The 15557-nt window shown below is 53.5% G+C and carries 12 protein-coding genes and 1 pseudogene; 7 read left to right on the top strand and 6 right to left on the bottom strand.

Annotated elements, in window-relative coordinates; translation table 11 throughout:
* The first annotated feature begins 95 nt into the window (after positions 1–95).
* Entirely contained in the window at positions 96–539 is a 444-nt protein-coding gene (locus HA45_RS10175) for a GNAT family N-acetyltransferase (protein ID WP_420849066.1), read from the top strand.
* Between the two features lie 240 nt (positions 540–779).
* Here HA45_RS10175 and HA45_RS10170 read toward each other — a convergent pair whose 3' ends face one another.
* Together HA45_RS10170 and HA45_RS10165 are read right to left on the bottom strand one after the other, a co-directional pair.
* Complete coding sequence (locus HA45_RS10170) at positions 780–1427, bottom strand: hypothetical protein (protein ID WP_100702871.1); 648 nt, start codon at positions 1425–1427, stop codon at positions 780–782.
* Positions 1428–1528: 101 nt separating this feature from the next.
* Positions 1529–2032, bottom strand: coding sequence for a P-loop nucleotide/nucleoside kinase family protein (locus HA45_RS10165; RefSeq protein ID WP_100702870.1), 504 nt, complete (start codon positions 2030–2032; stop codon positions 1529–1531).
* 106 nt (positions 2033–2138) lie between these two features.
* On the opposite strand from HA45_RS10165, the gene HA45_RS10160 reads away from it, so the two are divergent.
* The 4 genes from HA45_RS10160 (at position 2139) to dcuR (ending at position 5781) form a co-directional block, all read left to right on the top strand.
* Positions 2139–2705 carry a flavin reductase family protein gene (locus tag HA45_RS10160; protein ID WP_205960964.1) on the top strand — a complete coding sequence of 189 codons (567 nt, stop codon included), beginning with the start codon at positions 2139–2141 and terminating at the stop codon, positions 2703–2705.
* Between the two features lie 64 nt (positions 2706–2769).
* Complete coding sequence (gene msrA / locus HA45_RS10155) at positions 2770–3306, top strand: peptide-methionine (S)-S-oxide reductase MsrA (RefSeq protein ID WP_100702869.1); 537 nt, start codon at positions 2770–2772, stop codon at positions 3304–3306.
* A 127-nt stretch (positions 3307–3433) separates the two neighbouring features.
* Positions 3434–5065: a sensor histidine kinase gene (locus HA45_RS10150; protein WP_100702868.1), complete on the top strand. Its 1632-nt coding sequence runs from the start codon at positions 3434–3436 to the stop codon at positions 5063–5065.
* Positions 5062–5781: a two-component system response regulator DcuR gene (gene dcuR / locus HA45_RS10145; protein ID WP_100702867.1), complete on the top strand. Its 720-nt coding sequence runs from the start codon at positions 5062–5064 to the stop codon at positions 5779–5781. The genes HA45_RS10150 and dcuR overlap by 4 nt, the downstream gene beginning before the upstream one ends.
* Here dcuR and HA45_RS10140 read toward each other — a convergent pair.
* Both HA45_RS10140 and HA45_RS10135 read right to left on the bottom strand, forming a co-directional pair.
* Positions 5775–6740 carry an FAD:protein FMN transferase gene (locus HA45_RS10140; RefSeq protein ID WP_100702866.1) on the bottom strand — a complete coding sequence of 322 codons (966 nt, stop codon included), beginning with the start codon at positions 6738–6740 and terminating at the stop codon, positions 5775–5777. The two genes, dcuR and HA45_RS10140, sit on opposite strands and share 7 nt — an antisense overlap.
* Before the next feature lie 154 nt (positions 6741–6894).
* Positions 6895–9675: a flavocytochrome c gene (locus HA45_RS10135; protein WP_100702865.1), complete on the bottom strand. Its 2781-nt coding sequence runs from the start codon at positions 9673–9675 to the stop codon at positions 6895–6897.
* A gap of 605 nt (positions 9676–10280) precedes the next feature.
* Here HA45_RS10135 and HA45_RS10130 point away from each other — a divergent pair.
* On the top strand, positions 10281–11792 hold the full coding sequence (locus tag HA45_RS10130; protein ID WP_100702864.1) for an anion permease: 1512 nt from the start codon (positions 10281–10283) through the stop codon (positions 11790–11792).
* Between the two features lie 164 nt (positions 11793–11956).
* The gene (fumA, locus tag HA45_RS10125; RefSeq protein WP_100702863.1) at positions 11957–13600 is read left to right on the top strand and encodes a class I fumarate hydratase FumA; all 1644 of its coding nucleotides are present in this window, start codon (positions 11957–11959) and stop codon (positions 13598–13600) included.
* A 79-nt stretch (positions 13601–13679) separates the two neighbouring features.
* Here the strand turns inward: fumA and HA45_RS27485 are convergent, their stop codons facing one another.
* On the bottom strand, positions 13680–13844 hold the full coding sequence (locus tag HA45_RS27485; protein ID WP_167390578.1) for a hypothetical protein: 165 nt from the start codon (positions 13842–13844) through the stop codon (positions 13680–13682).
* Between the two features lie 194 nt (positions 13845–14038).
* Positions 14039–15557 (bottom strand): annotated as a pseudogene (exaC, locus tag HA45_RS10120) (acetaldehyde dehydrogenase ExaC).

The following is a 15557-nucleotide window of genomic DNA, read 5'->3' as shown; positions in this document are numbered from 1 at the left end:
TGCTAAAAGCGGACAAATTTATGCCAAATAGTGACAAATAATACCACACAGTTAACATGGCTATGAGATGCCAATTTATGGACTATAAGATCATGATAAATATTGAAGTAGGTACCCCAAAGGATTACCCCATTTTATTGAAGGTCTGGGAATCATCCATACGAGCTACGCATGATTTTTTACAGGAGCAGGATATCCAGGCGCTACGCCCCCTAATACTGCATACGTATCTTCCTAGCCTGACTATTACGCTCGCTCGTCTAAGCGGTGACCATTCGATTGTGGGCTTTGCTGGGGTAAGCGACAATCGTATTGAAATGCTCTTTGTGGATGCAGACCAACGCGGTAAGGGCATCGGGAAATTGCTTCTGCTACAAGCAACCAACGAGCAAAGTGCCGATGAACTTGACGTAAACGAACAGAATCTACAGGCTATTACCTTTTATAAAAAATACGGTTTTGAAGCTGTTGGTCGTTCTGAAGTTGACGGCCAAGGCATGCCATACCCTTTGTTGCATATGAAGCTACGGGGAACATAGTCTTCCCATACAAAATCACGCCCGCTCCTCGCTCAAAACTGATCTTAATGTTACAGGATTGATATGAACACTCACGTAAACCAACCTTCTCCCTTTTAATTCTTTCACGTTGACCTGCACTTGGTTAATTCACACAGAACGCTGTTAGCAATGCCCGCAGTTCGTTCAGAACGGACTCATAAGCATCTTATTCCCCTCTCACTCCAGAAAGAAACAAAGGCCAAGCCACCTCAAATCTTCCTAACTAACAACATCCTCTCCCAACACTACCCCTTCATCCCGCCCCAAAAAATCCGCAATTGCCGCTTCAATAATCCCCTGGCTCAACGACCCAACATCAATAATCATCCGCAATCCATGCCCATAAGCGAACCCAGGCAGAAGCTGATAACCACAAATAACCTCCGGCGGTTCATCTTGCGCAATTTCTCGCTCGCGCTTTTCGACAAACTGCTTGAACGTCAGTCCAGCAAAAACCGCATAGGTTTGTTTCTCTGGGTATACATGGGTGTAAGCGATGATTTTTCCGTTGCTGTTCATGTGGGGCTTCGATTCATACCACACCTCCTCTTCCCACTCTTGCTCACTGAGCATTGCCCGGGCTTCATCGAATGCACGATCGTGCACCGCATCATTAAAAGCAACGTTCGCAATGATAATCTCAGCATTCCAGAGATCGGCAGGATCGCGGCCAACGAAGTAAATGTCGCTCCATCTCCAAATCATCTCGGGATTATTTTGATAACACTCGTTATCGCAATCATCATAAAACACCCCGCCGCAGCGATGACGTTCACGATAGATACGATTCTTAAGTTCCATGACTTTTTTACGGCGCTGACGACGAGAAAGAGAAACGAAAGGACGATGTTTATTGAAAGGCGACATGGAGACTCCTTAACCGGCAACGCTAATGCGGCTGGAAGCAGTCCAGCCGCACAGGCTAGCAAAAGCCGAGGCTAAGAAACAGTCGTGAGTGGAAGAAAATCCTAACCGTGCACCACCACATTAAACCCTTCATCCGCATGCGGGGCGACAAAGTAGCGGCTGATGTGATCGAACTGCGCATCGGTCGCGGCAAACTCGTGCTCACCTTCGGCATTGCGCGCCTGCAAACGGCTCTTACACACCGCATCCGGCACATCGATAAAGTGCAGTTGATGTTCCGCCTGCGCACTCTGGATCACCGCCTTCATCCACTGGCGTTGGCCCACGGTATTCGCCGGGAAATCCAGTACTACCGATACACCGCACTGCAGCAGTGAGATCAGGTGTGGCGTCATGGCATTGCGTAACTTGCCCGCACAGCGCACATAGTCCGCGATATCCAGCATCTCTTCGGCAAACAAATGTCCCAGCCACGCGTCTTCGCTAATGATCACCGCGCCGGTTTGTTGTGCCAGCTGGTGCGCAAGGGTGGATTTTCCGGCAGCGATTTTGCCGCACAGCAGATGCAAGACAGGACGAGATGTGGACACAGACGCAGATTCCATTGACCAGCTCCAGATAAAATGACGCTCTACCATGCCGCTAAATGCCGGTCCAGTAAAGCCTGGCATCTACACTTAGGTTATCTCAGTGAAAATCAGGAGACGCATGATGAGCCAACGCCTGCATAAAATCGACTTTCCAGTCAGTAAGGCGCGGAAGTATCTGGAGCCCGGTCCGGTGGTGTTATTGAGTTCTCAATTTGAAGATCATCACGACATCATGACGCTCGGCTGGCACACCATTCTGGAGTTCTCACCCTCTTTGGTGGGCTGCATGATCGCGGGCGGCAACTACAGCCATGAACTGATCCGTCAAAGCGGGCAGTGCGTGATCAACGTGCCCTCGGCGGATTTGGTGGATAGCGTGGTCGCAATTGGCAACTGCCATGGCGATCGTCTCGATAAGTTCGATGCCTTTAAACTCACGCCCGAGCCCGCCACGGTGGTCAATGCGCCACTCATCAAGGAGTGCTTTGCCAGCTTTGAGTGTCAGCTGTATGACGATTCGATGGTGAACCGCTATGGCTTGTTCATTTTCGAGATCGTTAAGGCGCACGTTGCCGACAAACCGGAATTTCCGCCGACGCTGCACTACACTGGCGAAGGACGCTTTACCGTGATGAGCAATACGCTGCTCGACAAGCACCGCGACTTCAAGCCAGAAATGTTAATTTAATCCGGTTGAATTCGTGATCGAGCGCCCACACCATAATGCTTTCGACCTGACAGGAGTAATAATAATGGCAACCGAATATGCGGTGATCGCCGGTGGCTGTTTCTGGTGTACCGAAGCAGTGTTCAAAGATGTGATTGGCGTGGAGTCAGTCGAAAGTGGGTATACCGGCGGGGAGCGCCCGAACCCAACCTATGAGCAGGTGTGCAGCGGTGCCACCGGCCATGCCGAAGCGATTCGCTTAGGTTTCGATCCAGAGAAAGTGAAGTACGGCGATCTGCTGGATATCAGCTTTGCCACGCACGATCCGACCCAGTTAAACCGTCAGGGTAACGATATCGGCACGCAGTATCGCTCGGCGATCTTCCCGGCTAATCCGGAGCAGGAAGCTGAAGCGATTGCCGCAATTGCCCGTGCACAGGCCGATCTCAACGTGCCGGTGGTCACGACCATCGAGCCGCTGAAAGAGTGGTATCCGGCGGAAGATTATCATCAGGATTACTGGGATGGCGCCGGTCAGCGCAACGGTTACTGCATGGCAGTGATCCCGCCGAAATTGCAGAAGCTGCGTAAAAGCTTTGCCAATCGCGTGAAGCAGGCTTAATCACGCTCTGAGATGCGGCCTCTTAGCGCCGCGTCCAGCCCGCTTATCGCCATGAAAGGTCGTCATTTATGAGACCTTTTTGCATTTAGCCGTCATAATAGCGCCCTCTTCTCTTCAGGGAACGATGATGACCACGCCACAACCCTCCTTCCCCGTCCGTAAGCGGCCGATGAAACTCAACACGCTGGTGACGCTGATGCTCAGCGCGGTGATCGTCATGGTGCTGCTGAGTGTGCACATGTTCTATTTTTTCCAGATCGGCGCCTCAACGCGGGCCCAGTTGGAAGATAAAGCCATGGCGGTGGCGCGCACCTTAGCGAAGTCGCGTGAGATTCAGCAGGCGCTCACCCAGCCAGCGGATAAAGCCAATATCCAGCCGATCGCGAAAGCTGTGGAAGAGAGCAACAATCTACTGTTTATTACCGTCACCAATATGGACGGTATCCGCTATTCCCACCGCAATCCGGAACTGGTCGGCAAACACTTTATCGGTGAAGACATTGGGCCGGCACTGCACGGCCATGAAAATGTTTCGGTGAATCAGGGATCGCTGGCCAAAGCGCTGCGCGTCTTCACGCCGGTGTATAACGCCGAGGATCGCCAGATTGGCGTGGTGGCGATCGGTATCTCACTCGATGCGGTCACCGATCAGATTAACGAAAGCCGCTGGAGCATTCTCTGGACAATTTTAATTGGTACGCTGGCCGGGGCGGTTGGCACTCTGGTGCTGGTGCGCGTACTGAAACGCATTCTGTTCGGCCTTGAGCCGTATGAAATTTCTACCCTGTTTGAACAGCGCCAGGCGATCCTTAATTCGGTGAAAGAAGGCGTGGTAGCGATGGATGACCAGGCACAGGTGACGCTGGTGAATCAGGCGGCGCGCACCCTGCTCAATGAGCCGTTGTCCAGCGGCATGGTCGAGAACGAGGGTATTGATGATGCCTCGGTGATCAACCAACACCTGCAAGATGTGCTGCACAGTGGCCGTGCGCGTCGTGATGAAGAGTTGAATGTGAATGGTCGCTTGCTGTTGAGCAATACGGTACCGGTTCGCAGCCAGGGACGCATTATTGGCGCGGTATGTACCTTCAGGGACAAGACCGAAATCAGCCGACTGATGCAGCGTCTGACGGGCATGGTAAACTACGTCGATGCGCTGCGAGAGCGCTCGCACGAATTTATGAACAAGCTGCACGTGATCCTTGGCCTACTGCATATGAAAAACTATGCGCAGGTGGAAGCGTATATCCTGAAAACAGCCAATAATTATCAGACTGAGATTGGCTATTTGCTCGAACGCATCAAGTCACCGGTGATAGCCGGTTTTCTGCTGAGCAAGATCAATCGCGCTTCAGATTGTGGCCATCGTCTGACCATCAGCGATGCCAGCTATGTGCCAGACAGCGGTAACGAAGAGCAATTAGCGGCCCTGATTACCGTCGTCGGCAATCTGGTGGAAAATGCCATTGATGCGCTCAGCGAGCAGACTGAAGGCGAGATTCACGTGATGCTGCATTACCAAAACGGCTGGCTGGCGTGTGAAGTCAGCGATGATGGTCCGGGCATTGAGCCGGGCAACCTCGCCACTATTTTTGATAAAGGCTTCTCCACTAAAGGAGAAAACCGTGGCGTGGGGCTGTTTTTACTCAAACAGCAAACGGATAACCTCGGTGGCGGTGTGACCGTTGAGTCAGAACCCGGCGTGTTTACCCAATTTTTAGTGCAACTTCCCTGGGATGGAGGAAACCAATCCGCATGATCAATGTGTTAGTGGTCGACGATGACGCCATGGTCGCCGAGCTGAACCGCTCTTTTATCGGCCAGGTACAGGGCTTTCACTGCTGCGGCACCGCTTCAACGCTGAAGCAGGCGCGAGAAATCCTGTTCAATAGCGACACCCCGATCGACTTGGTGCTGCTGGACATCTACATGCAGCAGGAAAACGGTCTCGATCTGCTGCCGGAACTGCGTCAGGCTCAGAGTTCGGTGGAAGTGATCATCATTTCATCCGCTGCCGATGCCGAGAACATCAAAACCTCGCTGCACTATGGGGTGGTGGATTACCTGATCAAGCCGTTCCAGTTCCCGCGTTTTGAAGAGGCGCTGACCAGCTGGCGGCAGAAGAAGTCTCTGATGGACAATCAGCACTACTATCAGCAGTCAGATGTGGATCTGCTGATCCACGGCAATCCGGCAACGCAGCATGACAACAAGCGTCTGCCGAAAGGTTTAACGCCGCAAACGCTGCGTACGCTGTGTCAGTGGATTGATGCCCATCCCGGCCACGAGTTCTCCACCGATGAGCTGGCGGCGGAAGTGAATATTTCGCGCGTGTCGTGCCGTAAATATCTGATCTGGCTGGCGCAGATTAATATTCTGTTCACCAGCATTCATTACGGCGCAACCGGCCGTCCGGTGTATCGTTATCGGTTGCAGCCGGAGTACCATTCACTGTTGCAGCAGTATTGTCAGTAACGCAGTTGCCAGTTGACATCGCGCTGCTGGAACTGGAAGTGGCGCGGTGAAGAGCAGATGATTAGCTGGTCGCGGGTAACGAACACCGCATCCAGATCGGGCTGGTCGGCCAGATAGGCCAGTCCCTGCTCCACGCCCATGCCGTACAGCAACGTCGTGTAGATATCACCATCCAGTGAGCGATCGGAAATCACCGTCACGCTCAGCAACTCGTTATCCAGCGGATAGCCAGTGTGCGGATCAAAGATGTGGTGCCAGCACTTGCCGTCCAGCTCGAAATAGCGCTCATAAATCCCCGATGTCACCACCGATTTGCCCTGCACCTGCAGCACACCCAGCAGTTCATCATCACGCCCAAACGGCTTTTTCAGGCCAATGCTCCAGCCTTGAGGCTCGTGCGGCGGCGCGCCAAGGGTTTGCACGTTACCCCCGAGGTTGATCAGCGCCTGCGGTACGCCCTGTTGGCGCAGAAACGCCTGCACCACATCAGCGATATACCCTTTGGCGATGGCACCGAGATCGATCTCCATGCCCGGCTGTTGCAGGAACACAGAATGGTCTTCAGCATTGAGGATCACCTGATGCGGATCGGTCAGCGGCAGCAGCGCGGCGATCTCATTGGCGGGAGGCACTGCGCGGCCCTGAAAACCAATCTTCCAGCGTTTGACCACCGGTCCGATAGTGAAGTTGAAAGTGCTGCCGGGCGACACGCTGACGGCATGCGCCACGCTGATCAGCCGGAACACCGCCTCACTGACGCGCACCGCATGGCGACCCGCTGCGTGGTTAATCGACATTACTTCAGACTCGGCACGATTGACGGTGAACAGGTTTTCCTGCTGCTTAATAAGTTGAAAGACCTGACGGGCTAAGGTGGGATTATCGTCGAACAGTTTGAGCAGAATGGGCGAACCCATCAGAACAGCGGAGTAGTTGTAAATACCGGCATCAGTGTTCATGGTGTTCTCAAATAGTCAGATGCCTGTTGAATTCAGTGAAATGCAAACACCCGTAGCGGCGCCATTTATTGCGCGTCTTGGCAAACAAACTGTTGTACCTAAGCGCGATGAATCGCGCCGCTACGACGTGTGTGAGGTAGCGGCCTGCGGCCTCTTAATGACCTAACGCCAGTTTAGCCGCATTGTGGCCGGCTTTAATACCGAAGATGATGATATCCGCCACCGCGTTACCGCCGATGCGGTTGGCACCATGGATACCGCCAACCACTTCACCGGCAGCCCATGCGCCTGGAATCACCTGTTTCTGTGCATCCAGCACCGCGGTATCGGTGTTGATGGTGACGCCGCCCATGGTGTGGTGCACGCCGGGGGCGATACGGATCGCGAAGTACGGGCCTTTATTCAGCGGGTGACGCAGCGCCGTGGTACGACCGAAATCTTCATCCTTCTGGTTAATCACAAACTCGTTGTAACGGCCCAGTGTCGTTTGCAGCGCTTCCTGATCCATGTTGAGTTTCACCGCCAACTCGTGCGGCGTTGGTGCGCTGATCACAAAGCCTTTGGCGATATACTCGTCGGCTGCTTTGTTATTAGCACGCACCTGCTCATCAAACACGATCCATGCACTTTTCTCAGGCAGTGCGATGATCTCAGCAGAGACTTTATCGCGCGTCTCCATCTCATTGTAGAAACGATGACCGGCCTGGCTGACCAGAATCGCCCCGCCGCCGCGCATCGCTTCAGAAATCAGATAAGAAGTGGTTTGCTCAACCGTTGGGTGAATCTGGATCTCGCCCATGTCCACGGTATCCGCACCGATGTGCTGCAGCATAGCGATACCGCTGCCGGTAGCACCTTTGTGGTTGGTGGTGACGAAGCCATCCAGCTCTGGACGGTATTTCACCACCATCTCGCGGTTGGCGCTAAAACCACCGGTGGCGACAATCACGCTTTTCGCATTGAGAATGCGGCTGTCGTTATACTCATCCACCACTTTCACGCCGATTACTGCGCCGTTTTCCACCAGAATCTCTGAAACTGAGGTCTCCAGCAGCACTTCAATTTCACGCTGGTTGACGTTTTTTACCAGGCCGCTGATCAGGAAGCCACCTACCGCTGAACGGTCTTCCGGACGATGCGTACGGTCAATGCTCATACCACCGGTGATGGTGATGTCGCATAGCTCGATGTCTTTCGCTGCCAGCCACTCAATCGCTTCTGGCGCCTGCTCAACAAACTCGCGCAGCAGCACCGGGTTGTTTTTGAATTTACCGCCCTTCAGGGTCTCTTCGTAGAATAGCTCTTTGCTGTCTTCGATGCCTTTGAGTTTCTGATAGCGGGTTTCGGCGGCGTTCATGCCCACTGAAGCTTTGATAGTGTTACCGCCGATGGTCGGCATCTTCTCGATGATCACCACGCGTGCGCCGTCGTCATGCGCCTGAATCGCCGCTGCCAGACCGGCACCGCCAGTCCCTACCACCACCACGTCATAATTGACCGGTGCGTTCGGGTTACCGCCCTCGTCAATCACATATTCTTTGCTGGAGGTGGTCAGTGCGCGGGATACCGCTTTTTTCAGCGCCTCACTCTGCGTGGTCGCACCGGTGATGGCATCGACGTGTGGGCTGTTAGCCACCAGAATGCGTTCACGCAGGCTTTCGAAGGTACTGGTGAAATCGACGTCCAGACTTGGATCCGGCACCAGTGAGATATCGGTGATACGGTCGGTATCGAGGGTGACGTTGATTTTCAGCTTCAGCGCTTCGGCTTCGACTTTCGCCTGATAAACCCCTGCTTTGTATTTGCGATGGCCATCGCTGACGTCGCGGATCATCGCATCCACCAGCGAGAAGCGCCACAGCGGTTCTGGAATCGTCAGCGCCTCACGCTTGGTGCTGTCGATATACAATTCCATGTGCTCGTTCTTGATGATGCGATCGGCCCAGTCTGGATAGGCAATGCAGGCTTTACCCACCGCCACCAGATCAAAACCTTTTTCCAGCGCTTGCTCGGCATCCTCTTTATTCACCACGCCGCCCACGCCAATCACCGGCACTTTCGCCAGTGTCGCTGAGCGCTGCGCCAGATATTTAGTGATCAGTGGAGTCGGGTCTTTAGTATCGATAATCGATGGACGCAGCAGCTGGCCGACGGAGAAGTGCACGTAATCCAGACCGCGAGCGGCTAGTTTTTCCAGCAGGTACAGCGTGTCATCCCAACGGATGCCGGGGACTTCCAGCTCTTCCGGTGAGAAGCGATAACCAATAATGAAGTCTGCCGCCGCAAAGCGATCGGCCATTTTGTGGGTGATTTCCAGCACTTCCATAGGGAAGCGCGCGCGGTTATCGCGACTGCCACCCCATTTGTCATCGCGCTGGTTGGAGTTAGGCGAGTAGAACTGCTGAATCAGGTAGGTGTTCGCGCCGTGGATCTCGACGCCATCGAAACCGGCTTTGATTGCACGGTTCACCGCATCACCAAACTTGGTGATCATCACATCCACTTCTTCGCCGGTCAGCGCTTGGGGTTTGGTGGCGCCGTCACGCGGTGCCGCAATGGCGCTCGGTGCAACCGGGGTTTTACCGCCAATCAGCGCCGGCTCGACCATACGGCCACCGTGGTAGATCTGCAGAATGGCCTTAGAGCCTTCGGATTTGATCGCATGAGCGATTTTCGCCAGGCCGGCAATTTTGTTGTCGCTGTCGATACCCAACGCGCCAGGGAAAGCCGGGCCACGGTTATCAATAAAGCAACATTCAACAATTACCGTACCGATGCTGCCAGCACGTACGCGGTAATACTCGACAAGATCGCTGGTGACACCGCCATCAAAATAGCCGGTACAGGTGGTCATCGGTGCCATCACCAAACGGTTTTTGAGCACCGCACCTTTCGGTAGCGTAAGCGGGTTAAGGATCGGGGTGAGCTTATTCATAATGAGCAACTCCAGAATTAAGAAATTGTGTATTCAATTCTTTGGCGGTTCGGAGCGTTTATAATTATTTAAGTGGTCCGATTTCATAGCGTAAATATACCATTTTATTTAGTTACATAACCCAGATTGTTAGTTATATAAGTTTTACGTTTAGAAATGATATTTGATGCTCATTGCTGGAATTAGCGCTCCGCTAAGTTTTAACCAAGACTTGACAAAAATCAACTTTTTCCTTACATTTAAAACAAATCCAGTACTATCATAAAGATAAAACCTCAGCACTCGCCTCATTTTGCTCGATTTTTCGCGTTTCGGTTGTTTGTAGCGCTTAATCCACAGCAGACAGAAAACAAATTAAAAAGCAAAAAGATAAAAATTAAAAAACAGTGCATATTTTTTATTGATCTAGATCAAAAGAGATATTTTAATTAATCGCATCATAGCCGCATTCAATTGATAATTCGCGTATCGAATTTGCAAAGTAAAGATTCATTGAAGAGCAAAATTTAAATTGTCACGGCTCATCTGCTGCACGCATGTTGAAACTAAAAAAACAGTGTGTCCGTGATGATCAATCGCATTCTCCCTAACTTGCAGACAAAACTATGAACACACAAACAACCCAGAGTGATTCCCTTAAAGTGCCTCCTCCGGCGCCGGGGAAAAAGAACCGCCTGATTATGTTGTGCCTGCCGATCATTGTGGCGGTGCTGTTGCTGTTAGTACCGACTCCAGCCGGGTTGGAACCTTATGCATGGCACTTCTTTGCAATCTTTGTAGGCGTGATTGTGGGACTGATTTTTGAACCGCTGCCGGGCGCCGTTATCGGCCTGACCGGTGTGGTGGTGATTGCACTGTTCAGCCAGTGGGTGCTGTTTAGCCCGGCGGAACTGGCGGATCCCAAGTTCAAAACCGCGGCGCAGTCGTTCAAATGGGCAGTGAGTGGCTTCGGTAACTCCACCGTCTGGCTGATCTTCGGTGCCTTTATGTTTGCCGCCGGCTACGATAAAACCCAGTTCGGTCGCCGTCTGGCGCTGATTCTGGTGAAATATCTCGGCCGTCGCAGCCTGACGCTCGGTTACGCCATCACCTTCGCTGACCTGTTACTGGCACCGTTTACGCCTTCTAACACCGCGCGCAGTGGCGGTACCATCTATCCTATTATCGCTAACCTGCCGCCGCTGTACGGTTCAAAACCGAATGACCCCAGCGCGCGTAAGATTGGTTCTTACCTGATGTGGGTGGCGATCACCGCCGCGTGTATCACCAGTTCGATGTTCCTCTCTGCGCTGGCACCGAACCTGCTGGCCATCGCACTGGTAAAAAGCATCGTTGGTTTTGAAATCTCCTGGGGCATGTGGTTCCTCGCCTTCCTGCCGCTCGGCGTGCTGTTGATTCTCATCATGCCGCTGCTGGCTTACTGGCTCTATCCGCCAGAAGTGAAGGTTAATGATGAAGTGCCGCGTTGGGCGACCGCTGAACTGGCGAAGCTGGGCAAACTGACACGCAATGAAATCCTGCTGCTGGTGTTTGTGGTCTCGGCACTGATGATGTGGATCTTCGCTGCGGCATGGATTGAACCGGCGATGGCTGCCCTGTTGGTTATCGTGCTGATGCTGTGGACCGGCGTATTGAACTGGAATGACATCACCAGCAACAAAGCCGCATGGAACACTTTCGCGTGGTTTGCCACACTTGTTGCTCTGGCCGATGGTCTGGCGCGCGTTGGCTTTATCGCCTGGCTGGGTAAAGAGGGTGCGCAACTGCTGCAGGGTTATGACCCACAAGTCTCGGCGGTGGTGCTGCTGATTGCCTTCTACTTACTGCACTACCTGTTCGCCAGCACCACGGCGCATACCACCGCACTGTTGCCAGCGATGCTGACCATTGCCGCCTCTATTCCGGGCATCAACATGCCGGTGTTCTGCCTGATGATGTGTGTGTCCTTGGGTGTGATGGGTATTATCACCCCGTACGGTACTGGCCCAAGCCCGATTTACTACGGTAGCGGCTACCTGCCAACCAAAGATTACTGGCGTCTCGGGACTATCTTTGGTGGTCTGTTCCTGGTGGCTTTAATGGTTATCGCCTACCCATGGATGGTGATGATGTTCTGATGATGTTGCTCCGATGTTAAAACGGAGCCGCGCAGAGCCGTGAAAGTGTTATGATGCTCGCCAGTCAGCCCCTGCGGAGGGCTGGCGAGAGAAAAATCAAAAAACAGATCGCCTAATTTGTCACCTGCCACCCTGACAGGCGACACGAAGCTAAGTGAGCCAACATGTCGAACAAACCCTTCTTTTATCAGAACCCCTTTCCTCTCGCCAAAGATGACACCGAATACTATCTGCTGAGCAGCGATTACGTCTCAGTAGCGAACTTCGATGGCGAAGAGGTCCTGAAAGTTGATCCGAAAGCCCTGACGCTGCTGGCGAAGCAGGCATTCCATGATGCTTCGTTTATGCTGCGCGCCTCACATCAGGCGCAGGTTGCCGCGATTCTGGCGGATGACGAAGCCAGTAAGAACGACAAATACGTTGCCCTGCAGTTCCTGCGTAACTCGGAAATCGCCGCTAAAGGCGTGCTGCCGACCTGCCAGGACACCGGCACGGCAATCATCATGGGCAAAAAAGGCCAGCGCGTCTGGACCGGCGGTGGCGATGAAGCCGCGCTGTCGCAAGGCGTTTACAACACCTTTATCGAAGACAACCTGCGCTATTCCCAGAACGCCGCGCTGGATATGTACAAAGAGGTCAACACTGGCACCAACCTGCCGGCGCAGATCGATCTCTACAGCGTGGATGGCGACGAGTACAAATTCCTGTGTATCGCCAAAGGCGGCGGTTCCGCCAACAAAACCTATCTGTATCAGGAAACCAAAGCGCTGATTACCCCGGCCAAGTTGAAGAATTATCTGGTCGATAAAATGATGTCGCTCGGCACCGCAGCCTGCCCGCCATACCATATCGCATTCGTCATTGGCGGCACCTCGGCAGAAAGCACGCTGAAAACCGTCAAACTGGCGTCAACGCACTACTATGATTCGCTGCCGACTGAAGGTAATGAACATGGCCAGGCGTTCCGTGACGTGGCGCTGGAGCAAGAACTGCTGAAAGCCTCACAAGAGCTGGGCCTCGGCGCTCAGTTCGGCGGAAAATACTTCGCCCACGATATTCGCGTGGTGCGCCTGCCGCGTCATGGCGCGTCCTGCCCAGTCGGCATGGGCGTGTCGTGCTCGGCTGACCGTAATATCAAAGCCAAGATCAACCGCGAAGGCATCTGGATTGAGAAGATGGAAGACAATCCAGGCCGCTACATTCCGGAAGAACTGCGTCAGCAGGGCGAAGGCGAAGTGGTCAATGTCGATCTTAACCGGCCAATGAGTGAAATTCTGGCGCTGCTGTCGGCGTATCCGGTCTCAACTCGTCTGTCGCTGAACGGCACCATCATCGTGGCGCGTGATATTGCCCACGCCAAGCTGAAAGAGCGAATCGACAACGGCGAAGGTCTGCCGCAGTACATTAAAGATCATCCGGTGTATTACGCGGGTCCGGCGAAAACTCCGGAAGGTTACGCATCCGGTTCACTCGGCCCAACCACCGCCGGTCGTATGGATTCCTACGTTGACCTGCTGCAGGAACACGGCGGCAGCATGGTGATGCTGGCGAAGGGTAACCGTAGCCAGCAAGTGACCGATGCCTGTCATAAACACGGCGGCTTCTACCTCGGCAGCATCGGCGGCCCGGCAGCGGTGCTGGCGCAGCAAAGCATCAAGAGTCTGGAATGCGTGGAGTATCCGGAACTGGGAATGGAAGCGATTTGGAAGATTGAAGTAGAAAACTTCCCGGCGTTTATCCTGGTGGATGACAAAGGCAACGACTTCTTCCAGCAGATCCACAATCAGTGTTCTGCCTGCGTGAAATAAGCGTTTAAGCAGTGCCAAAACTAAAAAATCCGCGGCTAAGGGCTGCGGATTTTTTTATGGGGTGAGGATTGCGCGGCGCTTACATTCCACCGATTTGTACATCGAGCAGCATATCGGCATCATCATCGTTTTGACCAATCACGTAAATCGCCTGGCGGCCCGGCAGATTCACCGTGATGATGTGCTGGTCGTCCGCATCCAGCACGTCATCGTGCTGTTCCTGAAATTTGTGCAGTGTGTTCATGTTTTTTCCTTAAAATGGAGCGCTACTTTATTTTCCCTACACTCTTATATCGACAAGACGCGGCTCAAATGTAGCGGAATAATCTGCTTTCGTGATGCAGGCACTGTGGCACGGCCAAATGACAGTCAGATTAAAGAACTTACGCACATTTTTGACAGTGATGTGGGCAGCGGCCTGAACCGCTGCCAGAGTGCTTAGAAGAAGCCGAGTGGTTGTGTGCTGTAGCTCACCAGCAGGTTTTTGGTTTGCTGATAGTGATCGAGCATCATTTTGTGGGTCTCGCGACCAATACCGGATTTTTTGTAGCCGCCAAATGCCGCGTGTGCCGGATAAAGATGATAGCAGTTGGTCCAGACGCGACCGGCTTTGATCGCACGGCCCATGCGATACGCACGGTTGATATCGCGGGTCCAGACACCTGCGCCCAGTCCGTAGATCGAGTCGTTGGCGATGGCGAGGGCTTCCGCTTCATCTTTGAAGGTCAGCACACCCACCACCGGTCCAAAGATCTCTTCCTGGAACACGCGCATGCTGTTGTCGCCTTTCAGCAGCGTTGGCTGGATGTAGTAGCCGCTGTCGAAGGCTTCACCGATTTTCTCCACGCCGCCGCCGTGCAGAACCTGTGCGCCCTCTTGCTGCGCGATCTCCAGATAAGAGAGAATTTTGTCGAACTGCTGTTGCGACGCCTGCGCGCCAATCATGGTTTCGGTATCCAGCGGATCGCCGCGTTTGATGGTTTTGATGCGTTTCATCACCACCGCCATAAACGGCTCAAAGATCGACTCCTGCACCAGCGCGCGCGACGGACAGGTACAGACTTCGCCCTGATTCAGGAAACCCAGCACCAGGCCTTCTGCCGCTTTCTCAATAAAGCTCTCTTCCGCGTCCATGATGTCTTCAAAGAAGATATTCGGCGATTTGCCGCCCAGCTCAACGGTAGACGGAATCAGACTTTTGGCTGCCAGTTCGAGAATGTGGCCGCCGATGGCAGTAGAACCGGTAAAGGCGATTTTGGCGATGCCCGGATGTGACGCCAGCGCTTCACCGGCTTCTTTACCGTAACCGTGCACCACGTTGATGACGCCCGGCGGCACCAGATCTTTGATCACTTCCATAAACAGAGTGATCGACAATGGCGTTTGCTCTGCCGGTTTAATACCACGCAGTTACCTGCACCAAGTGCCGGAGCCAGTTTCCACGCCGCCATTAGCAGCGGGAAGTTCCACGGGATAATTTGCCCGACCACGCCCAGCGGTTCGTGGAAGTGATAGGCCGCGGTGAATTCATCGATCTCGGCTGCGGTGCCTTCCTGTGCGCGCACGCAGCCGGCAAAGTAGCGGAAATGGTCCACCGCCAGCGGCAAATCGGCTGCCAGCGTTTCGCGTACCGGCTTGCCGTTATCCCAGGTTTCGTTGACCGCGATATATTCCAGCTTCTCTTCCAGCCGATCGGCGATTTTAGCAGCACCAGCGAACGCGCCTGCGGGGAGGTTTTGCCCCACGCATCCGCAGCAGCCTGTGCTGCCGCTACCGCATTATCGACATCGGCCTTATCCGAGCGCGGAAATTCGCCGATGGTAGAACCGTTAATTGGCGTGGTGTTGACGAAGTAGTTACCGTTCACCGGCGCAACGAATTCGCCGTTGATAAAGTTGCCATAACGCGATTGCAGAGTGATGAGAGAACCTTGTTCTCCCGGAGCAGCGTAACGCAT

Source organism: Pantoea rodasii (assembly GCF_002095465.1).
GTDB classification, from domain to species: domain Bacteria; phylum Pseudomonadota; class Gammaproteobacteria; order Enterobacterales; family Enterobacteriaceae; genus Pantoea; species Pantoea rodasii.
This window is presented reverse-complemented; position numbering and strand designations above follow the sequence as displayed.

Coding starts and splice junctions, on each gene's coding strand:
- HA45_RS10165 (WP_100702870.1), bottom strand. CDS start 2,032: ATGGAATCTGCGTCTGTGTCCACATCTCGTCCTGTCTTGCATCTGCTG.
- HA45_RS10140 (WP_100702866.1), bottom strand. CDS start 6,740: ATGAACACTGATGCCGGTATTTACAACTACTCCGCTGTTCTGATGGGT.
- HA45_RS10150 (WP_100702868.1), top strand. CDS start 3,434: ATGACCACGCCACAACCCTCCTTCCCCGTCCGTAAGCGGCCGATGAAA.
- dcuR (WP_100702867.1), top strand. CDS start 5,062: ATGATCAATGTGTTAGTGGTCGACGATGACGCCATGGTCGCCGAGCTG.
- fumA (WP_100702863.1), top strand. CDS start 11,957: ATGTCGAACAAACCCTTCTTTTATCAGAACCCCTTTCCTCTCGCCAAA.
- HA45_RS10135 (WP_100702865.1), bottom strand. CDS start 9,675: ATGAATAAGCTCACCCCGATCCTTAACCCGCTTACGCTACCGAAAGGT.
- HA45_RS27485 (WP_167390578.1), bottom strand. CDS start 13,844: ATGAACACACTGCACAAATTTCAGGAACAGCACGATGACGTGCTGGAT.
- msrA (WP_100702869.1), top strand. CDS start 2,770: ATGGCAACCGAATATGCGGTGATCGCCGGTGGCTGTTTCTGGTGTACC.
- HA45_RS10130 (WP_100702864.1), top strand. CDS start 10,281: ATGAACACACAAACAACCCAGAGTGATTCCCTTAAAGTGCCTCCTCCG.
- HA45_RS10160 (WP_205960964.1), top strand. CDS start 2,139: ATGAGCCAACGCCTGCATAAAATCGACTTTCCAGTCAGTAAGGCGCGG.
- HA45_RS10170 (WP_100702871.1), bottom strand. CDS start 1,427: ATGTCGCCTTTCAATAAACATCGTCCTTTCGTTTCTCTTTCTCGTCGT.